The organism is Gammaproteobacteria bacterium (assembly GCA_035279405.1).
Classification (GTDB): Bacteria; Pseudomonadota; Gammaproteobacteria; order Natronospirales; family REEB76; genus REEB76.
Genome location: DATEHU010000059.1, coordinates 1 through 21,779, shown reverse-complemented (window position 1 = coordinate 21,779; position 21,779 = coordinate 1). Strand labels below are relative to the sequence as shown.

Below are 21,779 nucleotides of genomic sequence, written 5' to 3'. Positions count from 1 at the left end.
GCACGCGCATTGTGCCGGCAAGGTTTGTTGCCGGGGCCAACTTGCATCATGGGGATCATGCATGAATCTTGAATTCACCATTCCGCCACGCGCAACACCGGGATTTGAGCAGGCACTGGTGCTGTTTCGCGAGCGGCGTTATCCAGAGGCGGAGGCCATGTGCGTGGAGCTTCTCAGGCGCGAGCCTGGGCAGGCACACGTGCTGCATCTGCTCGGATTGATCCTTGCGGACCGGGGCGACACTGCAAACGCGTTGGGCTGTCTGGAACAGGCGCTGAAACTCAACGCTCAGGATCCCAAGCTGCTCGGCGCGCATGCGCTCATGCTGTTTCGCGCTTGGCGGCTGGATGAAGCGGAACGCGCGGCGCGCGCGGCGCTGGCCTTGGATCCGCAGTTGACCGACGTCGTGGACATTCTCGGTTCCATCCTGTGGCGGCGCGGCGATGTGGCCGCGGCGCGCGAGTGTTTCGCGCGCGCCTTGCAACAGACTCCGGAGCACGCGGGGGCTTGGGGCAATCTTGCGCTGCTCAGCGAGCAGAGTAACCGGGTGGCCGAAGCCGAACGCATGGCGGAACAGGGTCTGGCGCTGCGTCCGCAGGACGTAATGTTGCGCCTGGTGCGCGGACGCTGCCTGCGGCGCCGGGGCGAATTCCTCCAGGCGCAGGCGCAGCTTGAACCGCTCGCGCAAGGTGGCACCGTGGCCCTGCGCCGCGACGCGGGCTATGAGATCGCACTGTGTGCGGATGCGCTCGGCACCGCGGATCTCGCCTGGGCGCACGCAGAACGCGCTAACCGGTTGGCCGAGCAGGCCGCGCCGCATGCGTTCAAGGACGGGCAGGATTTCCTGCTGCAGATTCAGGGACTGCACACGCGCTTTACCCCGGAGTGGGTGGCGGCGTGGCGGGCACTGCCGGGTGCCCTCAAAGCGCCGGCTCCGGCGTTTCTCGTCGGATTCCCCCGTTCCGGCACCACGCTGCTCGACAGCATGCTGGAAGGGCACCCGGACATCGCGGTGCTCGAGGAGCGCGCGACGGAACAGGCCATGGTTACGACCCTGACCCAGTTTCCGGGCGGATACCCGGAGGCCCTGAGAGATTTGACGCATGAGCAACACACGCAAGTCAGACAAAGCTATTTCAATGCCGCGGCCCTTGCGGAGGGCGAGCGCCGACGCATCGTGGACAAATCCCCGTTCCTGACCGTGCATCTGGGAATGGTGCAGCGGATTTTTCCGGGTGCACGGATTATTTTCATGTTGCGCCATCCCTGTGACGTGGTGTTGTCATGCTTCATGACCAGCCTGGAGCTGAATTCCGGAACCGTGCATTTCACGCGTATGCAGAGCAGCGTGGATCTGTATTGCAAGGTCATGTCACTGTGGCAGCGCTACCGCGAGGTGCTGCCTCTGAATTGTCATCAGATCCGCTACGAAGATCTGCTCGACAATCCAGAGGCGAACTTGCGCCCGCTGCTGGAATTTCTGGACGTAAGCTGGTCGGCGGAAGTACTGCGGCACGCCGAGCATGTGCCGGAACGCGGCAACATCAAAAGCGCGAGTTATGCACAAGTGAGCCGCCCTGTGTATCAGAGCTCGCGCGATCGCTGGCAGCGCTACCGGAAATATCTTGAGCCGCATCTCGAAAAATTGCGTCCCTGGTGCGAGCGCTTCGGCTACGCGCTCTGATGGGCAGCGTATGTGCTGCGCCGGCGCCGGACGTGAAGCTGCGCAGACGTTGCCCTCTTGATGCCGGTGGCCGGCAGCCCTAAAGTGTTCAGCATGACAACAACAAGCCAGAACAACGCCTACCCCGCACAATCCAGAGTTCCCCCACCCCAGGACACGCCTTATCCCGGCATTATCCGGCTCGCGGTGGATGCGAGCGACACCGCGCAGGGCATTTTTCGCGCGCATGCCGTCGTTCCAGTGAGTCCCGGTGCACTCACGCTGCTGTATCCCAAATGGATCCCGGGTTTTCACGAGCCGGCCGGACCGATCGCCAAGCTTGCGGGTCTCAAAATCACCGCCCATGGCAAGCCGCTGGCCTGGACGCGCGACCCGTACGACGTGCATGCGTTCCATGTCGAGGTGTCGCACGGTATTTCCGGGATCGAGCTCGACTATCAATACCTGTCCGCGCGCGGAGCGGGTGAAGGCCAAATCGAGATGGCCGACCACATGCTGAATCTCGTGTGGAACACTCTGGTCCTGTATCCCGCCGGTCACTATGCGCGCGGCATCACGTTCCAGCCGCAAGTCAAACTGCCGCAAGGCTGGCAGTTCGGGACTGCGCTTGAAATCGAGGCGCAATCCGGTGCGAGCGTGACCTTCAAACCGACGCCGCTGGATACGCTGGTGGATTCGCCCCTCTATGCTGGGCGCTGGTTCAAGCGCGTGGACCTGGCGCCGGGCGCCGGGATACCGGTGCACCTGAATCTGGTGGCGGATGCGCCCAAGCATCTCGAGATCAGCGTGCCCCAGTTGCAAGTGCATCGTGCGCTGGTGACTCAGGCCACGCGCCTGTTCGGTTCGCAGCACTATCGGCACTACGTTTTTCTGGTGTCGCTTTCCGAGCAGCTGGGCCGCAAAGGCGTCGAACATCACCAGTCGAGCGAAAACGGCACGCACAGCGACTATTTCACGGAATGGGGCAAGCGCGCGCCGGAACGCGACCTGTTGGCCCATGAATACACGCATTCCTGGAACGGCAAGTTCCGCCGTCCTGCCGATCTGTGGACGCCGAACTTCAACGTGCCCATGGGCGATTCGTTGTTGTGGCTGTACGAGGGCCAGACCCAGTACTGGGGCTTTGTGCTCGCCGCGCGCTCTGGCCTGTGGTCGCCGCAGGAGTTCCGCGATGCGCTGGCGCTCGTGGCGGCCAACTACGACCGCAACCGCCCCGGATTCGGCTGGCGCAGCATCCAGGACACCACCAACGATCCGAGCATCGCACAGCGTGCGGCGTTGGCGTATCGCAGCTGGCAGATGAGCGAGGAATACTACAGCGCCGGCCAGCTTATGTGGCTGGAAGCGGACGCCCAAATCCGTGCGCGCACCGCCGGCAAGAAATCGCTGGACGATTTCGCACGCGCGTTCTTCGGTGTGGACGATGGCAGCGTCATTACCCGGACCTATGTGTTTGAGGACATCGTGCGCACACTCAACACTGTGCAGCCGTTCGACTGGGAAGAGTTTCTGCGCGCGCGGCTCGATGCCCACGCGCCGCCGCTCAATGCCATCGAGGCCAGCGGGTGGAGACTGGTTTACACCGATCAGGAGAGCGAGTTCGAGAAAAACGCGCAGAGTGGCCGCAAGCTGGTGAACTTTGCGTATTCCATCGGCCTGCGGCTCGAGGAGCAGGACAACCGCATCACCGATGTGCGCTGGGACGGCCCGGCGTTCAAGGCGGGCGTGTCGTCCGGCAGCATCCTGGTGGCCGTCAACGGCCACGCCTACAAACCCGAAGTGCTGAAAGATGCGATTACCGACGCCAGGAACCAGAGCGCGCCCATCGAGTTGCTGCTGAAAAACCAGGACGAATACCGCACGCTGGCGGTGGATTATCACGACGGCCTGCAACACCCGCGTCTTGAACGCCTTGAGGGCGCCGAGGATTATCTTGACGGCATCATTGCTCCCCGGAGCTAGAGTGTTCTAAACGGACCCGAGCGGGCCGATCCGCTTCGGCGTGCGGCCAAACCAACCATTGCAGGAGTACCACCCATGATCCGATGCGTGTTGTGTGCGAGCGCGCTGGCTGCCGTTCTGGTTACACCCGGCGCGGCACTCGCCGCCGAGAATCTGACCGCGCTATCCGCTTCAACGATGGGGCAGATACTGAAGGAATCCAAGCCATCGGATTGGCGTGTCTTGAACCCGGAAGACACGCTTTACATGGATCTGCCACAAGGCCGCGTGGTGATCGAGCTCGACTCGACATACGCGCCACTGCACGTCGCCAACATCCGCACGCTCGCACACGAACACTACTGGGACGGACTGGCGATCCTGCGAGTGCAAGACGACTATGTGACTCAATGGGGCGACCCCGCGGCCGAGGCGGAGCACCCGCGCCATCCGCCACGTTCACTCGGCAAGGCCAAGGCGACGCTGCCGGCGGAATTCGAGCGTGGCATCGCGCCCGGTTTGCCCTTCACCCGCCTGCCCGATGGCGACGTGTATGCACCTGAAGTCGGATTCAGCGACGGGTTCCCGGCGGCGCGCGACCCCAAAACCGGCAGCACCTGGCTGGTGCATTGCTACGGCATGGTCGGTGCCGGTCGTGACAATGCACCCGATTCCGGCCCCGGCACCGAACTCTACGCCGTCATCGGTCAAGCGCCGCGCCACCTCGACCGCAACGTCGCGCTGGTCGGCCGCGTTGTGCAAGGCATGCATTTTCTTTCTGCTTTGCCGCGCGGAAATGGACCACTGGGTTTTTACCGGAATCCCGCGCATGCGACGCAAATCCTGCGTGTCCGATTGGCATCCGACCTGTCGCCCTCCGAACGCCTGCACCTCGAGGTGTTACGTACCGACACTCCGACCTTTGCCGCGCTGGTCGAATCGCGGCGCAACCGCAGCAACCCATGGTTCCACTACAAGGCCGGCAAGATAGATGTCTGCAACGTGCCGTTGCCGGTGCGCGCGGTATCCAACTTCGCCAAGACGAAATAGCGGGTAGCCGGTAACCTGGGCCGAACTTGACACTGCACCCAGCGCGGCAGCTTGCCGCCCGGCTCGAAGCGGGCTGCGCAAAAAAGAAAACGGCCCCGTTGGGGCCGTTTTCCGTTCAGTTCAGTTCCGACCCGGCGCGGCTCAGCGCCCGGATAACACATAGCCCTCTCGTTAACCCGTGATAAATTGGCCCGACTGGTAATCGCGGATTGCCTGCTCGATCTCTTCGCGCGTGTTCATCACGAACGGGCCGTATTGGACCATCGGTTCGCGCAACGGCTTGCCGGCGAGCAGCAGGAAGCGCGCGCCCTCGGCGCCCGCGCGTATCGATACCGCGTCGCCTTCGGTGCCGAACAATCCGGCGGCATGGGTTGCGAGCAGCTCCGCATCGTCACCCACCGACGCGCCGCCTTCATATATATAGATGAAGGCGTTGTAGCCGGCCGTAATCGGCTGCTCGAAGCGCGCGCCGGGGTCCAGCCGGACATCCAGATACAACGGGTCGGTGGAAAGCGGTGCACGCGACGAATTGATCGGACCTTCAAAGCGTTTCCCGCCCACCGAAGTTGCGCCGGCGATGACCTTGACGTCTCCGCCTGCGGGCAATGCAACCGGCGGCATCTCCGCGGCCGGGATGTCGCGGTAATGCGCCGGCTTCATCTTTTCCGCCTTGGGCAGGTTGATCCACAACTGGAAACCGCGCATGCGGCCGTGGTCCTGTTGCGGCATTTCCGAGTGGATTACGCCGCGTCCCGCGGTCATCCACTGCACGCTGCCCGGGCCGAGATTGCCGACGTGACCGAGATGGTCGCGGTGCTGCATGCGGCCGTCGAGCATGTAGGTCACGGTTTCGAAGCCGCGGTGCGGATGGTCGGGAAACCCGGCGATGTAATCGTTCGGGTTTTCCGTGCCGAATTCGTCCAGCATCAGGAACGGATCCAGGCGCGCATCCTGCCGGCTGCCGAGACTGCGGCGCAACTTGACACCGGCACCGTCGGAAGTGGGCAGGGCGTTGATCACCTGTGTGAGTTTTCGGTAGTTCATGCGGTTTTCCGGTAAGCGCCGGGTTTGTAATCGCCGACCTTGGTGCGGAACGGGATGGCGAGCCGGTTCCAGCCGTTGATGGCGATGATGCACAACGACAGGTCCACGATTTCCTTTTCGCTGAAGTGTTTGCGCACCTCGGCGTAAAGCTCATCGGACACACCCTTGCGGATGCGCGTCAGGGCTTCCGTCCAGGCGAGCGCCGCGCGTTCGCGTGGCGAGTAGAACGGTGTTTCGCGCCAGGCGTCAAGCGTGTACAGGCGCTGTTCTGTTTCGCCGGCCGCGCGTGCGTCCTTGCTGTGCATGTCGAGGCAATGGGCGCAGCCGTTGATCTGCGAAGCGCGCATTTTCACCAGCTCCATGAGCGAATGCTCGAGGCCGCTGGTTTCCACGTATTGCTGCAGGTCGCGCATGGCCTTGAATGCGCCGGCCGACGCTTTCACGTAATCGAGTCTCTGTTCCATGGTGTTTCTCCTCTGTCAGTTGCGGCTCTCCGGATGATTCAGGCTGTCACGGCATAGTGTATGATTTGATAAATCGATAAAAAAGCCGAAAATTATGCTCAAACCTATCAGTTAATACGATTGATATGGCAAATATCGATTCCAGAGCACCACGGGTACAGCTCGAACAATGGCGGGCGCTGCGCGCTGTGGTGGATGCAGGGAGCTACGCCGCGGCCGCCGAGCGCCTGCACAAGAGCCAGTCGGCCGTGACTTACGCGGTGCAGAAGCTTGAGCGCGTGCTCGGCGTGCGCGCATTTGAAGTCAAGGGGCGCAAGGCGGTGCTCACAAACGCGGGGCGCGTGCTTTACCGCCGCGCCGGCGAATTGCTCGAATCCGCTGCCGCCCTGGAGTCCGTGGCGGGCGAACTCGCGGGCGGCGGCGAAGCCGAGCTGCGCTTGGCCGTGGACACGGCCTTTCCCACCTGGCTGCTGCTTCAGGCACTCGGCAAATTCAGCGCCGAGCGGCCGGCCACGCGCATCGAGCTGTTTGAGACTGTGCTGGGTGGTACCGAGGAGGCGCTGCTCGAACGCCGCGCGGACCTGGTGATTGCGCCGTTCGTGCCGCAGGGTTTTCTCGGCGATCCGCTGGTGCGCCTGCGCTTTGTGGCGGTCACCTCGCCCGACCATCCGCTGCAGCAGCTCGACCGCGCACTCAGCGAGCAGGATTTGCGCCGCCATCGGCAACTGGTGATCCGCGATTCCGGCGCTGCGCGCAAGCGCGACGCGGGCTGGTTGGCGGCCGAGGCGCGCTGGACGGTGAGCCACAAGGCGACATCCATCCGCGCGGCGCGCATGGGACTGGGGTTTGCGTGGTACCCGGAAGAGGTGGTGCGCGAGGAGCTGGCTTCCGGTGCACTCAAGCCACTGCGCCTGCAGGCGGGCGGCGAGCGCTTCGCGGACCTTTACCTCATTTTCGCGGACCGCGAATACGCCGGGCCGGGAGCACGCAGGTTGGCGGAACTTCTGCACGCGGCCGCGGCCGAATGTGCCGCCGGAGCAAAGTCCGGTTAACGCCTGGTTTGCATAGTTCTGTGCCGGCACGTAATACTTGGCCGCCTGATTTTCCCCTCCAACCTGTTCGAGGCTTGTCCATGTCAAGCAAATATCGCGGCACTCGTATTGCCGTGTTCACGCAGTTCGGTGCGATCGCAGCGGCCGCCCTGTTGGCACTCGCGTGCAGCGGCGGTGCCTGGGCCGACGCCGCGGACGCGGGAATTCCCGCGCCGCTGGACACGCCTTATCCCGGCACCCTGCAGCTCAGCGTAGACGCGACCGACGTGGCGCAGGGAATCTTCCGCGCCACCGAGACCATTCCGGTCAAGCCCGGCGAGTTGATACTGCTTTATCCCAAGTGGATTCCGGGTAACCATGAGCCGAGCGGGCCGATCGACAAATTCGCAGGACTGACGGTCACGGCCAACGGCCAGGCGCTCGCCTGGACGCGCCACCAGTACGACGTGTATGCGTTCCGCGTGGACGTGCCGCAGGACGTCTCCGAGATTACGCTGCAATTCCAGTACCTGTCGGCGCGCGCGCCGGGGGCGCGGCCGGTCGAAATGACCGACAAGATGCTGAACCTCACCTGGCACAAGATGCTGCTCTATCCGGCCGGGTATTACGCGCGCGACATCCGCATGCAGGCGAGCGTCAAGCTGCCGCCTGGCTGGCAGTTCGGTACCGCGCTCGAAATGCAGTCCGCGTCGGGCGGAGTGATCCGCTTCAAGCCGACCACGCTCAATACACTGGTAGACTCGCCGATGTACGCCGGCGAGTATTTCAAACGCCTGGACCTCGATCCGGGCGCGAGAGTGCCGGTGCACATGGACATGGTGGCGGACGCGCCCGCGGATCTCGAAACTTCGGACGCCCAAGTGGCGGCGTTGCGTGCGCTCGTGACCCAGGCGTACCGGCTGTTCGGCTCGCAACATTACGATCACTACGACTTTCTGGTGTCGTTCTCCGATTACCTGAGCGGCAAGGGTCTCGAGCACCATCAGTCCAGCGAAGACGGCACGCGCGCCGACTTTTTCAAGCATTGGTCCGAAGGCCATTCACCCGGCAGCCTGTTGGCGCATGAATACACGCATTCCTGGAACGGCAAGTTCCGCCGCCCGGCGGATTTGTGGACGCCGAACTTCAACGTGCCGATGGGCGACTCGCTGCTCTGGGTGTACGAGGGCCAGACCCAGTATTGGGGCGATGTGCTGTCGGTACGCTCCGGCATGTGGACCCAGGCGCAATACCACGAGGCGCTGGCCGGCGTGGCCGCCCGCTATGCGCGCGGCCGCCCGGGTTTCGCGTGGCGCACGCTGCAGGACACCAGCAACGATCCCACCATTGCGCAGCGCGCGCAGTTGCCGTACCGCAGTTGGCAGATGAGCGAAGACTATTACAGCGCCGGGCAGCTCATCTGGCTCGCAGTGGACTGCAAGATCCGTGCGCTCACGCACGACCGGAAATCACTGGACGATTTCGCGCGGGATTTCTTCGGCATCGACAACGGCAGCTTCGTGACGCGTACCTACAGCTTCGATGATCTGGTGCAGGCGCTGAACCATGTGACACCCTACGATTGGGCTACGTTCCTGCGCACGCGCCTCGATACGCATCAACCGCCGCTCGACGGCATCGAGGCCTCGGGCTGGAAGCTGGTGTTCAACGATCAGGAAAGCAAAGTCGAAAAGCAGGATGAGAATCCGAGGTTCGGAGTGAGCTACACGTATTCGATCGGCCTGGACGTGGCAGCCAAGGACGGCACGATCACCGATGTACTCTGGAATGGCCCGGCATTCAAGGCCGGCGTGTCCACGGGCGAAACGCTGGTGGCGGTGAACGGCCGCGCCTACACCGCAGACGTGATGAAGTCCGCGATTACCGCTGCCAAGGGCGGCACCACGCCCATCGAGCTGCTGCTCAAGTATCAGGGGCAGTACCGCGCCGTGGCGGTCGATTACCACGGTGGCCTGCAGTATCCGCATCTCGAGCGGATTCCGGGAACCCCGGACTACTTTGACCAGATCATCGCGGCGAGAATGTAACGGCGCGTGACATCGAGATTGTTCGATCCCAGCCGCGGATCCGCTCGCGCTGGGCACTTGCACGGACGCGTGATGGTTCAACCGGGTGGCAGATGATGCGCCCGCAGCTGTTCGTGGAGGTGTCGTCATGTACATTGAATTCATCCTTCTGCATGTGAAACGCGTACTGCACGGTTCACCGACACGCGCGGTGGTGTATATGGTCTCGGCTCTGATCGCGGGTCTGGCTGCGATCCCGGTCGCACACGCCGGTATCAGCCGCGGCGATCGCTACGCCGGCGCACCCTGGGGATCACGCTCGCCGGTACTGGCGCAGCACGGCATGGCGGCCACCGAGCAACCGCTGGCATCGCTCGCCGCCGTCGAAATTCTCAAGAAGGGCGGTAGCGCAGTGGACGCCGCAATCGCGGCGAGTGCCGTGTTGTGCTTGACCGAACCGGTCCTGAACGGACTGGGTGCCGATGCCTTCGTGATCGTATGGGACCCCAAGACTTACAAGCTTTACGGCTACAACGGTTCGGGTTGGTCACCGCAGGGCCGTGCGCTCGCGCAAATGCAGGCCGAGGTGAAGGAAGCCTACGCGCGCGCGGGCATGAAGCCCACCGACCAGATTCCCGTATACGGCTCGCTGCCGATCACGGTGCCGGGCATCGTGGATACCTGGTTTGCGCTGCACAAGAAGTTCGGCCGCTTGCCGATGAGCGAGGATCTCGCGCCCGCGATCCACTATGCGCAGGTCGGCTTTCCGGTCACCGAGGTCGTGGCGCGCTACTGGAAGGGCAACATGCAGGCGTTTGAAAAGAACCTGGGTCTGATCAACGAGTACGGAGACGCATTTGCGAATACGAAGAAAGTGTTCCTGATTGACGGCCACACGCCGCGTCAGGGCGAGATTTTCCGCAATCCCGATATGGCGCATACGCTCGAGGAAATCGCCGAGGGTGGACGTGACGCGTTCTACAAGGGCCGGATCGCGCATGTCATGGCGGATTTCTTCGAACGAATCCACGGCGATCTGCGTTACTCCGATTTCGCCGATTTCCACGGCGAGTGGGTGACGCCGCAATCGGTGGACTACCGCGGCTACGACGTGTACGAGCTGCCGCCGAACGGCCAGGGTTTCGCGACGCTCGAGGAGCTCAACATCCTCAAGGGTTTCGATTTGAAGAAAATGGGCGTGGGCAGCCCGGACACGCTGATGGCCGAGATCGGCGCCCAGCGGCTTGCGGCCGCGGACCTTTCCAGGTGGTACGCCGACCCGCGTTTCTACACCGCACCGGTTCAGGGCCTGCTGTCGCAGCAGTATGCCGACGAGCGGCGCAAACTGCTGGACCTGCAGCACGCCAACCCGGACATCACTCCCGGCAATCCACTGCCGTACAGCCACGCCAGCATCAACGGCATCAAGGGCAATACCGGCGACACCACGGATTTTGAGACTGCGGGATCGGACGGAATGATGGTCTCGATGATCGAATCGAATTACGCCGGCATGGGCTCGGGGCTGGCCGCGCCCGGCTTGGGGTTCATCTTCCAGGACCGCGGCGCACTGTACTCGCTCGATCCAAAATCCGCCAACGCCTATGCACCGCGCAAGCGTCCGTTCCATACCATCATTCCCGCCTTCGTGATGAAGGACGGAGAGCCATGGATGGCGTTCGGCGTGATGGGCGGGTATTTCCAGCCCCAGGGCCAGATGCAGGTACTGGTGAACATGCTCGACTTCGGCATGAACGTGCAGGAGGCGGGCGATGCGGCGCGCTGGGACCACATGGGCGATGCCACGCCGACGGGTCTTGCGAAGGCTCCCGGCGCCGGTACGTTGCTGCTTGAGCCGGGATTCGATCCAGGTGTCGCCGCGGCACTGCGCGAGCGCGGTTACAAGGTGATAGTCATGCAGCCAGGGTATGCGGGCGGATTCGGCGGCTACGAGGCGATCCAGTATGACGCCAGGTACCATGTCTATTGGGGCGCCACCGAATTCCGCCGCGACGGTGAAGTGATCGCTTACTGATCCCTCGGTGTAACCGCGCTCTCAAGAAATAACAGTGGACGGATTGAACTTCCACGGTTTCCGCTCCGAAACAAAACGGCCCCGCTTGCGGGGTCGTTTCAGTTCGTGCGTTTGATTGGACTTCAGCGCCGCGTGTTGGCCAGGAGCCGCAGGATTTCCAGATACAGCCAGATGAGCGTCACCATGAGCGCGAAGGCGCCGTACCATTCCATGTAACGCGGCGCGCCGCCCTGGGCGGAGCGCGAGATCATGTCGAAGTCCAGCACCAGGTTGAAGGCCGCGATCGCCACGATGAACAGGCTGATGCCGATGCTCAGCGGCGTGTGCCCGTACACCATGCTCATGTCCACATGGAACAGGCTCACGAGCCAGGTAAGTGCGTAGAAAATCAGGATGCCGAAGGTGGCGGCGCCGATGATGCGGTACAGGCGCGGCGTGGCCTTGATCACGCCGGTGCGGTACAGGATCAGCATACCGAGCGCCACGCCCAGCGTGAGCGCCACCGCCTGGATGACGATGCCGGGATAGGCCACGTTAAACATGGCGGAAACGCCGCCGATCACGAAGCCTTCGCAGATGGCGTACAGCGGCGCGGTGATTTTCGCCCAAGTAGGCTTGAAAGCGGTGGCGATTGCGAATATCAGTCCGGCTATGAGCCCGCCGAACACGTACGGCGAAACCGCGCCGTAGTTGAACACCGCCGGCGTGGTGGCCGTGGCCGGAACGTAGCCGGCGAGCGCCTGCGACCAGCACCAGGCCGCGGTCAGGATCACCAGCACCAGCAGGATCAGCGCCTTGCCGATGGTGCCGTTGATGGTCATCTGTTCGCCGGCAACGGCTACGGGATTCTTGAACGCCGCCGTTCTGAAAATCGGGTTGCCGGTTTTTGGAGGATCGCCGAAAGCCATGGTGTGTTTCCTTTGGTAACAGACAAGTACTGCCGGTTTTGACCGCCCGCCGCATCCTTAGTTGCCCCGGTCCGTCGGGGTGGCGGGTTAAACTGGCGGCCGCATTATATATGGGGACAGTGCGCGCTTGACACAACGCTTGCTGCAACAAGACGCCATCCTGGCCGCACTGGCCGGGGGCGCGACCGTGGTCACGGCGGGCGAACGCCTGACGCGCGCCGTGCAGTGGGCGTACGCCGAAGCCCGGCAGGCTGCGGGTCGGTGGGCCTGGGAGCGCCCAAACGTGTTGTCCTGGCCCGCGTTCCTGGCGCAACTCGGGTCCGCCCATGAAGGGGAGGGCATGCAGGGAGCCGGTGCACCCCCGCGTCTCCTGTCGGCCATTCAGGCGGAAACCCTGTGGACAAGCGTGGTGCGCGCCTCGGGCGCGGCATCAGGTTTGTTGCAGCCGCGCGCCGCTGCACAAGCCGCGCAGGAAGCTTGGGCGCTGTGCCATGCGTACCGCCTCGATCCCGCGGGGTTTGCCAAATCCGGCAGTGCCGATGCCGAACAGTTTTCGGCCTGGGCCAGGGTGTATCTGGAACGCTGTCGGCGCGAGCGCTGGCTGGATGTTGCGCGCCTGCCGGAACAGCTGGCGAGTTGGGTGCGTGCCGGAGCTTTACCTGTGCCAGCGCGCGTGGTGTTTGCAGGTTTCCACGAGTGGCCGCCGCAGCTGGAGGATTTCCTGCAAGCGCTGCACGCCGCGGGCAGTGCGGCCGAACGCCTGGTGACCGACATCGCGTCGGCTGAAAACGCGCGCCGTGTGGCCTGCGCGGATCAACGACAGGAATTACGTACTGCCGCACGCTGGGCCGCAGCTTTGCTGGAGCGCAACCCCGCGTTGCGCATCGGCATCGTGGTGCACGATCTCGCGGCTTGCGGCCCGCAGTTGAGGCGCGAACTGGACGATGCGCTGTGCCCGTCCGCGCGTCTGGGCGTGGAACTCGAACGACCGTACAACCTGTCGCTCGGCAGCTCACTCGCGAGTGCGCCGGTGATTCACGACGCACTGCTGCTGCTGCAAATTCTGGTGCACGACCGCATGGATTTCTCTGCGGCGAGTCAGGTGTTGCGCTCGCCGTTTGTGCGTGCGGCAGAATCCGAACAGAGTGCGCGCCTGCGTCTGGAGCTGCGTTTACGTGAGGCCGGCGAGCGCATTTCACTGCAGCGGTTGGCGGCGTTGGCGCGCGCCGAGAGCGGCCTGCAGCAACTGACCACGGCGTTGACGGCCGTGCTGGATTGGAAAAACGCGCATGCCAAACGCCTGCTGCCGGCGGCCTGGGCGCGTAGTTTCGCTGACGCGCTGCGCCTATGGGGCTGGCCGGGCGAGCGTACGCACGACAGCGTGGAGCATCAGGCGCTCGATGCCTTGCGCGGCATTCTGGGCGAACTCGCGCGCCTCGATGTGCTGGCGGAAACGCAGGACATGGATGGCGCGCTCGCAGAGTTCTCGCGACTTGCGGCGCAGGAGATTTTCCAGCCGGCAACGCCGGACACGCCGGTGCAGGTGCTGGGTGTGCTGGAAGCCACCAGTCTGCACTTCGATCACCTGTGGATCGCCGGCTGGTCGGACGATGCCTGGCCGGCAAGTCCGCGCCCGCATGCGTTGATTCCCGTGAGCGTGCAACGCGAGCACGACATGCCGCACGCAGGCGCGCGCCACGAGTTCGAGTTTGCGCAGCGTCTGACGGCACATCTGCTCGCGGCCGCTCCGGACGTAGTGGTGAGCGTGCCGCAGCGCGATGCGGATCGCGAGCTGCGTCCCAGCCCGCTGATCAGCGCGCTGCCGGAGATCGGCCCGAATCAGCTTCAGCTCCCGCAGCGCGTGCTTTCGGGGCACGCACAGCTCCTGCATGCGGCGGCACCGCCGCTCGAAACGCTGGACGACAGCCTCGGGCCGGCGCTGGACACAGGTCAGGTGCGCGGCGGCACAAATGTACTGAAGTCGCAGGCCGCATGCGCGTTTCAGGCGTTTGCGCGTTACCGCCTTGGTGCCGATCAGCCACTGCGGACGCCAAGTCCCGGGCTCGACGCCGCGGAACGTGGCAGTCTGCTGCATCGGGTGCTGTACCGGCTGTATGGCGAATTGACCGATCAGGCAGCGATTCTCGGCAAGGACGATGCCGCGCTTGCGGCCGTGATTCAGCGTTCGGTCGCAGCGGTGCTGCGCGAGGCGCGCGGCGCGGCGCCGGAGATTTTCACGCCGCGTTTTCAGGCGCTGGAACAGGAACGGCTGTCGCAACTGATCCGCGACTGGTTGCCGCAGGAACGCGAGCGCGCAAAGTTCAGCGTGGCCGAGCGTGAACTGAAACGCACGGTGCAAATCGGGCCGCTGCAGTTGCACACGCGCGTGGACCGCATTGACCGGCTGAGGGACGGCAGCTACGCCATCATTGATTACAAGACCGGTGATGCCAAGCCTGCCGCCTGGCAGGGGGAGCGTCCGGATGAGCCGCAGTTGCCGTGCTATGCGGTCACCGCGGCGGAAGACGTCGCGGCCGTGTTGTTTGCGGTGCTGCGCCCCGGCGAAACCGAATATCGGGGTTATGCGCGCGCATCGGACACGGCGCCGAGAGTCACGGGTCTTGATGAACTCAAAAATCCGCCGGATGACTGCGCGAACTGGCCGGCATTGCTCGATCATTGGCGCACCGTGCTGACGCGCTTGGCCGCGGATTTCGCCGCGGGCGCGGCAAAGGTTGCACCCAAGGAGCGCAACCGCACCTGCCGCGTATGCCATCTCGCGAACCTGTGCCGCATAGATGAAATCCAGGCGCTCGGGGAGCCGGACGATGACTGAGCCCGCCGACCGGCAAACCCGCGAGCGCGCGCTCGATCCGCAGGCGTCTTTCATCGTGCAGGCGCCGGCGGGCTCCGGCAAAACCAGCCTGCTTACGCAGCGTTACCTGCGCTTGCTCGCCAGCGTGGAGGCGCCGGAGGAAATCATCGCCATCACCTTCACGCGCAAGGCCGCGGGCGAGATGCGCAACCGTGTGCTCAAGGCGCTGGACGCGGCGGCTGGTGTTGTAGCGCCGGCCGAGGATCACCAGCGGCGCACGTGGGAACTGGCACGCGCGGCTCGCGTGCGCGACGCCGAACGTAACTGGCGCCTCGCCGAACATCCCGCACGCCTGCGCATCCAGACGATTGATTCCCTGAACGCGGAACTCACGCGCCAGATGCCGCTGCTGTCCGGCTTGGGCGCTCCGCCCGCAATCGACGCGCAGCCGGAATTCCTCTACCAGGAAGCCGCGCGCCGCACGCTGGCGTTGCTCGAACACGGCGAGGCACGACAATCCGAAGCGCTGGCCGTGCTGCTGCGGCATCTCGACAACGATCTGCCGCGCACTGCCCAGTTGCTCGCGGACATGCTGCCACACCGCGATCAATGGCTGCGCCACGCCGGTACGGCCGGCGCACACACGCAGCAGGAGTTGCAGGGAGCGTTCCAGCGCGAGATCGTGCGCCAGTTGCATATTGCGCACACGTTGATTGGCGCACACCTGCAAACGGAACTCGCGGAGCTCGCGCGCTTTGCCGCGCAGGCGCTCAGCGCACAGGGCAGCGACTCGCCGCTGTGCGCCTGCCAGGATCTGCGCGCATTCCCGTCCGCAACGTCCGAGGCGCTACCACAGTGGCGAGGCCTGGCCGAGCTGCTGCTGACCAGTTCCAACGGCGAGCCATTGCGCAAGACGGTGAACAAGAATACCGGCTTCGGCACACAACATCCGGATGAGAAGGCGCGCATGCTGGAAGTCCTGCAGCGCCTGAACGATGTACCGGAGTTGCCTGCGATGTTGCGCCGCATCCGTCGGCTGCCGTCGTCCGGATTCGACGCGTCGCAGTGGCGGGTGCTGGACGCGCTGCTCGCGGCGTTGCGCCTGGGCGTGGCGCAGTTGCAGGTGCTGTTCGCCGAGCGCGGGGCCGTTGATTATGCCGAGGTTGCGCTGCGCGCACTCGCGGCCCTGGGCGATGCGCAAGCGCCCACCGATCTCGCGCTCGCGCTCGATTACCGCATCCGTCATCTGCTGGTGGATGAATTCCAGGACACGTCATTCCTGCAGTTCCTGCTGCTCGAGCGGCTGACCGAAGGTTGGCAGCCGGGTGACGGCCGCACGCTGTTCGTGGTGGGCGATCCCATGCAGTCCATCTACCGGTTCCGCGAGGCGGAAGTCGGCCTGTTCCTGCGTGCCCAGCAGCACGGCATCGGCCAGGTGCGGCTCACAAAGTTGACGCTGCGCGCGAACTTCCGTGCGCGCCCGGAACTGGTGCAGTGGGTGAACCAGAGTTTCAGCAAGTTGTTTCCGGGGCAGAGCGACATCGCGAGTGGCGCGTTGACTTATAGCGCCTGTGAGGCGCAACGCGCGCTGGTGCCGGGAGCCCTGGTGGAAGTGCACGCAGCGTTCGGCGCTGATGCCGAACGCGAAGCCGGGCAGGTGATTGCGGTGATACGCCAGGCGCAGTCCGGGAACTTGCAGGTCGCAGTGCTGGTGCGCGGGCGCAATCACCTCGTGGCCCTGGTGCCGCGCCTGCGGCGCGAAGGTCTGCGCTTCCGCGCCATGGAACTGGAACAGCTTGGCGAGCGTCCGGTGGTGCGCGATCTGGTATCGCTCACGCGCACGCTGCTGCATATGGGCGACCGAACTGCATGGTTGGCGGTATTGCGCGCGCCCTGGTGTGGTCTCACGCTTGCGGACCTGCACGCGCTCACGCTGCACGCCGAGGGGCTTACTCTGCAGGAAGTGCTCGCAGACCGTGAGCGCGTGGCCACACTGAGCAAAGACGGACAGGCACGGCTCGCGCGTGTGCAGGCCGTGCTGCTCGATGTCCGGGTGCAGCGACGCCGCGGGACGTTGCGGGAGCAGGTGGAGAGCGCGTGGCTGCGGCTCGCTGCGCCCAGCGTGCTGGCCACGCTGGAAGACCTGGACGATGCGGAAGCCTTTCTGTCGCTGCTCGAAACCTTGGATGCAGGTGGCACGCTCCCGGACTCCGCCGCTCTGGAGGCGGCGCTGGAAGATCTGTTCGCCCAGCCGGATCCCGAAGCGGGCGATGGGCTGCAGGTGATGACCATGCACAAGGCCAAGGGACTGGAATTCGACGTGGTGATCGTGCCGGGGTTGGGGGCGGGCAGCGGACGCACGCACCGGCCGCTGCTCGCGTATCTGGAGCGCACGCGCGTGGAGGATCGGCCGGATTTGCTGCTTGCGCCCCTGAATGCCCGCGGCAGCGAGCGCGAGCCGCACTACGAACTGGTGGTGGACCTGCGCCGCGAACAGGAATTGTTCGAGCGCCAGCGCCTGTTGTATGTGGCTGCAACGCGTGCGCGTGAGCAACTGCACCTGCTGGGGCACGCGGGCTGGTCCGAAAAGGATGGCAAGCGCGAGGTGAAGGCGCCACCGGCCAATTCGCTGCTGGCTACTTTGTGGCCAGCGGTCGCGGAGGAATACCGGCAAGCGTTGCAGAATCACGTGCCGCCGGCGCCGGGCGCCACGCCGCAAATTCCTGCGACGCACCTGCGGCGGCTTCCGGCGGGTTGGCAGGCGCCCGCGCCGCCTGCCGCGGTCGAGTGGCAGGGGATGGGATTGCTGGCCGCTGAATTGCCGCCGCAAGTCGAATTCGATTGGGCGGGCGACACCCTGCGCCATATTGGTACGGTTGTGCACCGCGTGCTGCAGCGTATCGCCACCGCCGACGGCGATATACAGGACGCAGCGCGCACGGCGGTCAATGCAGAACGGGTGCGCGCCTGGCTGCAGCAGGCCGGCGTACCGGTTAATGAATTATCCACCGCCGTGCAAACCGTGCAGCAGGCCATTGAGCGCATGCTGGCGGATGATACCGGCCGGCGCCTGTTGGCAGCACGCGGACCGGATGCGCATTGCGAATTTGCGCTCAGCGGCTTCGAGAACCGGCGGCTCGTGACCGGTGTCATGGACCGCACCTTCGTGGATAATGACTCGGTGCGCTGGATCGTGGACTACAAGACCAGCCGGCATGAGGGGGCGGGACGTGATGCCTTCCTGGCGCGCGAGGTCGAACGCTACCGGCCGCAACTGCGCCGCTATGTGGCGCTGATGCGCGCATTTGAGAGCCGACCGGTCAGGGTGGGCCTGTATTTTCCGCTGCTGGGCAGCTTTTACGAAGTGAACGTGGACCGGGAATGACGGACAACCCGCAGCAATTGGTGGTCGCGATCAGCTCGCGCGCGCTCTTCGATCTCGAAGCCAGCCACCGGATTTTCACCGACAAGGGGCTGGAAGCCTATTCGCGCTATCAGATCGAACACGAGAACGACCTGCTGGTGCCGGGCGTGGCGTTCCCGCTGGTGAACAAGCTCCTGCGCCTGAATGAGGACGCACCCACGCGGCGCGTGGAGGTCATTCTGCTGTCGCACAACAGCGCCGATACCGGCCTGCGCATCTTCAATTCCATCCAGCATTACGGGCTGGATATCACACGCGCGGCGTTTACCAACGGCGCCGCGCCCTGGCGCTACGTGGAGCCTTTCAGCGCCGACCTGTTTCTGTCCGCGGAAGCCGGGGACGTGGTGCGCTCGCTGGATGCGGGGCGCGCCGCGGCCGCCATTGTGCCGGCGCGCGCCGAGGACGACGGCCGCGAGCAGTTGCGCATCGCCTTCGACGGCGACGCCGTGTTGTTCTCGGACGAAGCCGAGCGCGTGCATCAACAACAGGGACTGGCGGCGTTTTCCGCAAGCGAGCGCGACAAGGCACGGGAACCCCTGTCGGGCGGGCCGTTCAAGAATTTCCTTGCCGCGCTGCAGCATATCCAGAGGCAGTACCCCTCGGAGCGCTCGCCGATCCGCACCGCGCTGGTAACGGCGCGCTCGGCGCCGGCGCACGAGCGCGTGATCCGCACGCTGCGCGCCTGGAACATCCGCATAGACGAAGCGCTGTTTCTCGGCGGCCTGCCCAAGGGCGCGTTCCTGAAAACCTTCGGCGCCGACATTTTCTTCGACGACCAGAAAGGCCACGTGGAAGCCGCCGCGGGTTACGTGACCGCCGGCCACGTGCCGTACGGTGTCATCAACCGAACGTAGGTGAGGCTTCCGGCGAACGGGCAGAGCGCCTGCTAAAATGCGCGCCCTATGTCCGATGAATTCATCCGTGTGCACGGCGCGCGCCAGCACAATCTCAAGAATCTTGACCTGGATGTGCCACTCAACGAGCTGATCGTGGTGACCGGCGTGTCCGGTTCCGGCAAATCCTCGCTCGCTTTCGACACGCTGTACGCCGAAGGTCAGCGCCGCTACGTCGAGACCTTCTCGCCCTACGCACGCCAGTTCCTGGATCGCCAGGACCGTCCGGTGGTGGACCGCATCGAAGGCATTCCGCCCGCGATTGCCATTGATCAGGTGAATCCGGTGCGCAGCTCGCGCTCCACCGTCGGCACCATGACCGAACTCAACGATCACCTGAAGCTGCTGTTTGCCCGCGCGGCGCGGCTCTATTGCCGCAACTGCGGGCGGGAAGTGCGACGCGATACGGCGGAGTCGGTCGCCGCCGCATTGCTTGCGGACCGGGCCTTTGCCGGCCAGCGTGCGCTGATTACCTTCGCCATCCGCGTGCCGGCGAATTTTTCCGCCAAGGAAGTCGAAACTCTGCTGGCGGCGCAGGGGTATACGCACATCCACAGGCGGACCGGCCGGGATATCGAGGTCGTGCAGGACCGGCCGCTGGTTGAGGATGACAACCGCGCGCGCCTGACCGAAGCGCTGGAGGCGGCATTCCAACGCGGGCGCGGCCGGCTCAGCGTTTATGCGCTGGGCGCCGACAAGCGGCCGCGCACAGCGCAGCGGTTTTCCGACTCCCTGCATTGCGCCGACTGCGATATTGAGTATTCGGAACCGCGCCCGAATCTGTTCTCGTTCAATTCGCCGCTCGGCGCCTGCCCGGCGTGCCGGGGCTTCGGACGCCTGCTCGGCATTGACTGGGGTCTGGTGATTCCGGACGAGTCCAAAACGCTCGCCGGCGGCGCCGTCAAACCCTGGCAGACGCCGAGCTACCGCGATTGCCAGCGCGATCTGGTGCGCTACGCGAAAAAGCGCGGTGTGCCGCTGAACGTGCCATGGCGGGAACTTTCCGGGAAACACCGGCGCTGGGTGATCGAGGGTGAGGGCTCCTGGGAAGAGCGCAAATGGTACGGCGCCACACGCTTCTTCAAATGGCTGGAAACCAAAAGCTACAAGATGCACATCCGCGTGCTGCTGTCGAAATACCGCGCCTACACCACTTGTCCGGAATGCGCGGGCGCGCGCCTGCGGTCCGAAGCGATGTATTTTCGCGTGGGTACGCGCACGGAAGCCGAGCGGGTACTGCCGCCCGCAGAGCGCTTCAAGCCCAATACCGTGACGCAGGCGGATAGTGCGTACCGCGCGTTGCCGGGGCTGAATATCACTGATATCCAGAGTTTGCCGATCACGCGCGTGCGCGAATTTTTCGACACCCTCAAGCTGCCGGCGCCGCACGATGCGGCCGCGGCGCAGTTGCTCGAAGGGGTGCACGCGCGCCTGCGTTATCTCACCGACGTGGGCCTGGGCTATCTCACGCTCGACCGCCAGTCGCGCACGCTCTCGGGCGGCGAGGTGCAGCGGATCAATCTGACCACCGCGCTCGGCACCTCGCTCGTCAATACCCTGTTCGTGCTGGATGAGCCCTCCATCGGACTGCATCCGCGCGACATGCAGCGGGTCATCGGCGTGATGAAGCGTCTGCGCGATGCGGGAAACTCGCTGGTGGTGGTCGAGCACGACCCGCAGATCATGCTCGAGGCCGACCGGATCCTCGACCTGGGTCCGGGCGCCGGCGAGCGCGGCGGTGAGATCGTCTTCTACGGCACCCCGGGGCAGCTGCGCTCGCATCCCGGCTCGCTCACCGGCGAATACCTGAGCGGGCGCCGTACGGTGGTGCCGGCGCCGCAGCCTGCGCCGCCCGCGCCGGCACCGGCGGACGGCGGCGTCACTGCCGAAGCGCGCGCCAACCGCTGGCTCGAGCTCAAAGGCGTGGCCGAGCACAACCTCAGGCACCTCGACGTGCGCATTCCGCTGAAGCGCCTCGTGTGCGTCACCGGTGTGTCGGGCTCGGGCAAATCGACGCTGGTCGAGGACGTGCTCTACCCGGCGCTCCTCAAGTACCGCGGCAAGCCCACCGAGGCGCCCGGGCAGTTCACGGGCCTCGCGGGTGCAGAGCTCATAGACGATGTCGTGATGGTCGATCAGAACCCGATCGGGCGCACCACCCGCTCCAATCCCGCGAGCTACGTGGGCGCCTTCGATGCGATCCGCGCCTTGTTCGCCGCCGAGCCTGCCGCGCAGGAACGCAAGTACACCGCCGGCACTTTCAGCTTCAACTCCGGCAACGGCCGCTGCCCGACCTGCAGCGGCAACGGCTTCGAGCACGTCGAGATGCAGTTCCTGTCGGACGTCTACCTGCGCTGCCCCGACTGCGACGGCAAGCGCTACCGCGCCGAGATCCTCGAGATCACGATAGACGGCAAGACCATCGCGGACGCGCTCGAGCTGACGGTCTCCGAGGCGCTGGCG

Annotated in this window: 13 protein-coding genes; 10 read left to right on the top strand and 3 right to left on the bottom strand. The window is 64.7% G+C overall.

Going from position 1 to position 21,779, the window contains the following annotated elements; all coding sequences use genetic code 11:
* Positions 1–61: 61 nt before the first annotated feature.
* The 3 genes from VJR90_11430 (at position 62) to VJR90_11420 (ending at position 4,675) form a co-directional block, all read left to right on the top strand.
* Positions 62–1,684 (top strand): sulfotransferase, encoded by a 1,623-nt coding sequence (locus VJR90_11430; protein ID HKV98082.1) that lies wholly within the window; start codon positions 62–64, stop codon positions 1,682–1,684.
* 93 nt (positions 1,685–1,777) lie between these two features.
* Positions 1,778–3,646, top strand: coding sequence for a peptidase M61 (locus VJR90_11425; GenBank protein HKV98081.1), 1,869 nt, complete (start codon positions 1,778–1,780; stop codon positions 3,644–3,646).
* Between the two features lie 75 nt (positions 3,647–3,721).
* The gene (locus VJR90_11420) at positions 3,722–4,675 is read left to right on the top strand and encodes a peptidylprolyl isomerase (protein ID HKV98080.1); all 954 of its coding nucleotides are present in this window, start codon (positions 3,722–3,724) and stop codon (positions 4,673–4,675) included.
* Positions 4,676–4,846: 171 nt separating this feature from the next.
* On the opposite strand, the gene VJR90_11415 is transcribed toward VJR90_11420, so the two are convergent.
* Complete coding sequence (locus VJR90_11415; GenBank protein ID HKV98079.1) at positions 4,847–5,719, bottom strand: pirin family protein; 873 nt, start codon at positions 5,717–5,719, stop codon at positions 4,847–4,849.
* A complete protein-coding gene (locus VJR90_11410; GenBank protein ID HKV98078.1) occupies positions 5,716–6,183 on the bottom strand; it encodes a carboxymuconolactone decarboxylase family protein in 468 nt (155 codons plus the stop codon). The genes VJR90_11415 and VJR90_11410 overlap by 4 nt, the downstream gene beginning before the upstream one ends.
* A 125-nt stretch (positions 6,184–6,308) precedes the next feature.
* Between VJR90_11410 and VJR90_11405 the strand changes: the two genes are divergently transcribed.
* The 3 genes from VJR90_11405 (at position 6,309) to VJR90_11395 (ending at position 11,276) form a co-directional block, all read left to right on the top strand.
* Complete coding sequence (locus VJR90_11405) at positions 6,309–7,235, top strand: LysR family transcriptional regulator (protein ID HKV98077.1); 927 nt, start codon at positions 6,309–6,311, stop codon at positions 7,233–7,235.
* Between the two features lie 80 nt (positions 7,236–7,315).
* Positions 7,316–9,262: a peptidase M61 gene (locus tag VJR90_11400; protein ID HKV98076.1), complete on the top strand. Its 1,947-nt coding sequence runs from the start codon at positions 7,316–7,318 to the stop codon at positions 9,260–9,262.
* Positions 9,263–9,389: 127 nt separating this feature from the next.
* Positions 9,390–11,276: a gamma-glutamyltransferase family protein gene (locus VJR90_11395; GenBank protein ID HKV98075.1), complete on the top strand. Its 1,887-nt coding sequence runs from the start codon at positions 9,390–9,392 to the stop codon at positions 11,274–11,276.
* Between the two features lie 122 nt (positions 11,277–11,398).
* Here VJR90_11395 and VJR90_11390 read toward each other — a convergent pair whose 3' ends face one another.
* Positions 11,399–12,184 carry a Bax inhibitor-1/YccA family protein gene (locus VJR90_11390; protein HKV98074.1) on the bottom strand — a complete coding sequence of 262 codons (786 nt, stop codon included), beginning with the start codon at positions 12,182–12,184 and terminating at the stop codon, positions 11,399–11,401.
* Between the two features lie 127 nt (positions 12,185–12,311).
* Here VJR90_11390 and VJR90_11385 point away from each other — a divergent pair, with 127 nt between their 5' ends.
* The 4 genes from VJR90_11385 to uvrA all read left to right on the top strand — a co-directional run.
* On the top strand, positions 12,312–15,020 hold the full coding sequence (locus VJR90_11385; protein ID HKV98073.1) for a PD-(D/E)XK nuclease family protein: 2,709 nt from the start codon (positions 12,312–12,314) through the stop codon (positions 15,018–15,020).
* Entirely contained in the window at positions 15,013–18,384 is a 3,372-nt protein-coding gene (locus VJR90_11380; protein ID HKV98072.1) for a UvrD-helicase domain-containing protein, read from the top strand. The genes VJR90_11385 and VJR90_11380 overlap by 8 nt, the downstream gene beginning before the upstream one ends.
* The gene (locus VJR90_11375) at positions 18,381–19,277 is read left to right on the top strand and encodes a 5'-nucleotidase (GenBank protein ID HKV98071.1); all 897 of its coding nucleotides are present in this window, start codon (positions 18,381–18,383) and stop codon (positions 19,275–19,277) included. The genes VJR90_11380 and VJR90_11375 overlap by 4 nt, the downstream gene beginning before the upstream one ends.
* Before the next feature lie 48 nt (positions 19,278–19,325).
* On the top strand, positions 19,326–21,779 hold a 2,454-nt coding region (uvrA, locus tag VJR90_11370), incomplete at its 3' end, for an excinuclease ABC subunit UvrA (GenBank protein ID HKV98070.1).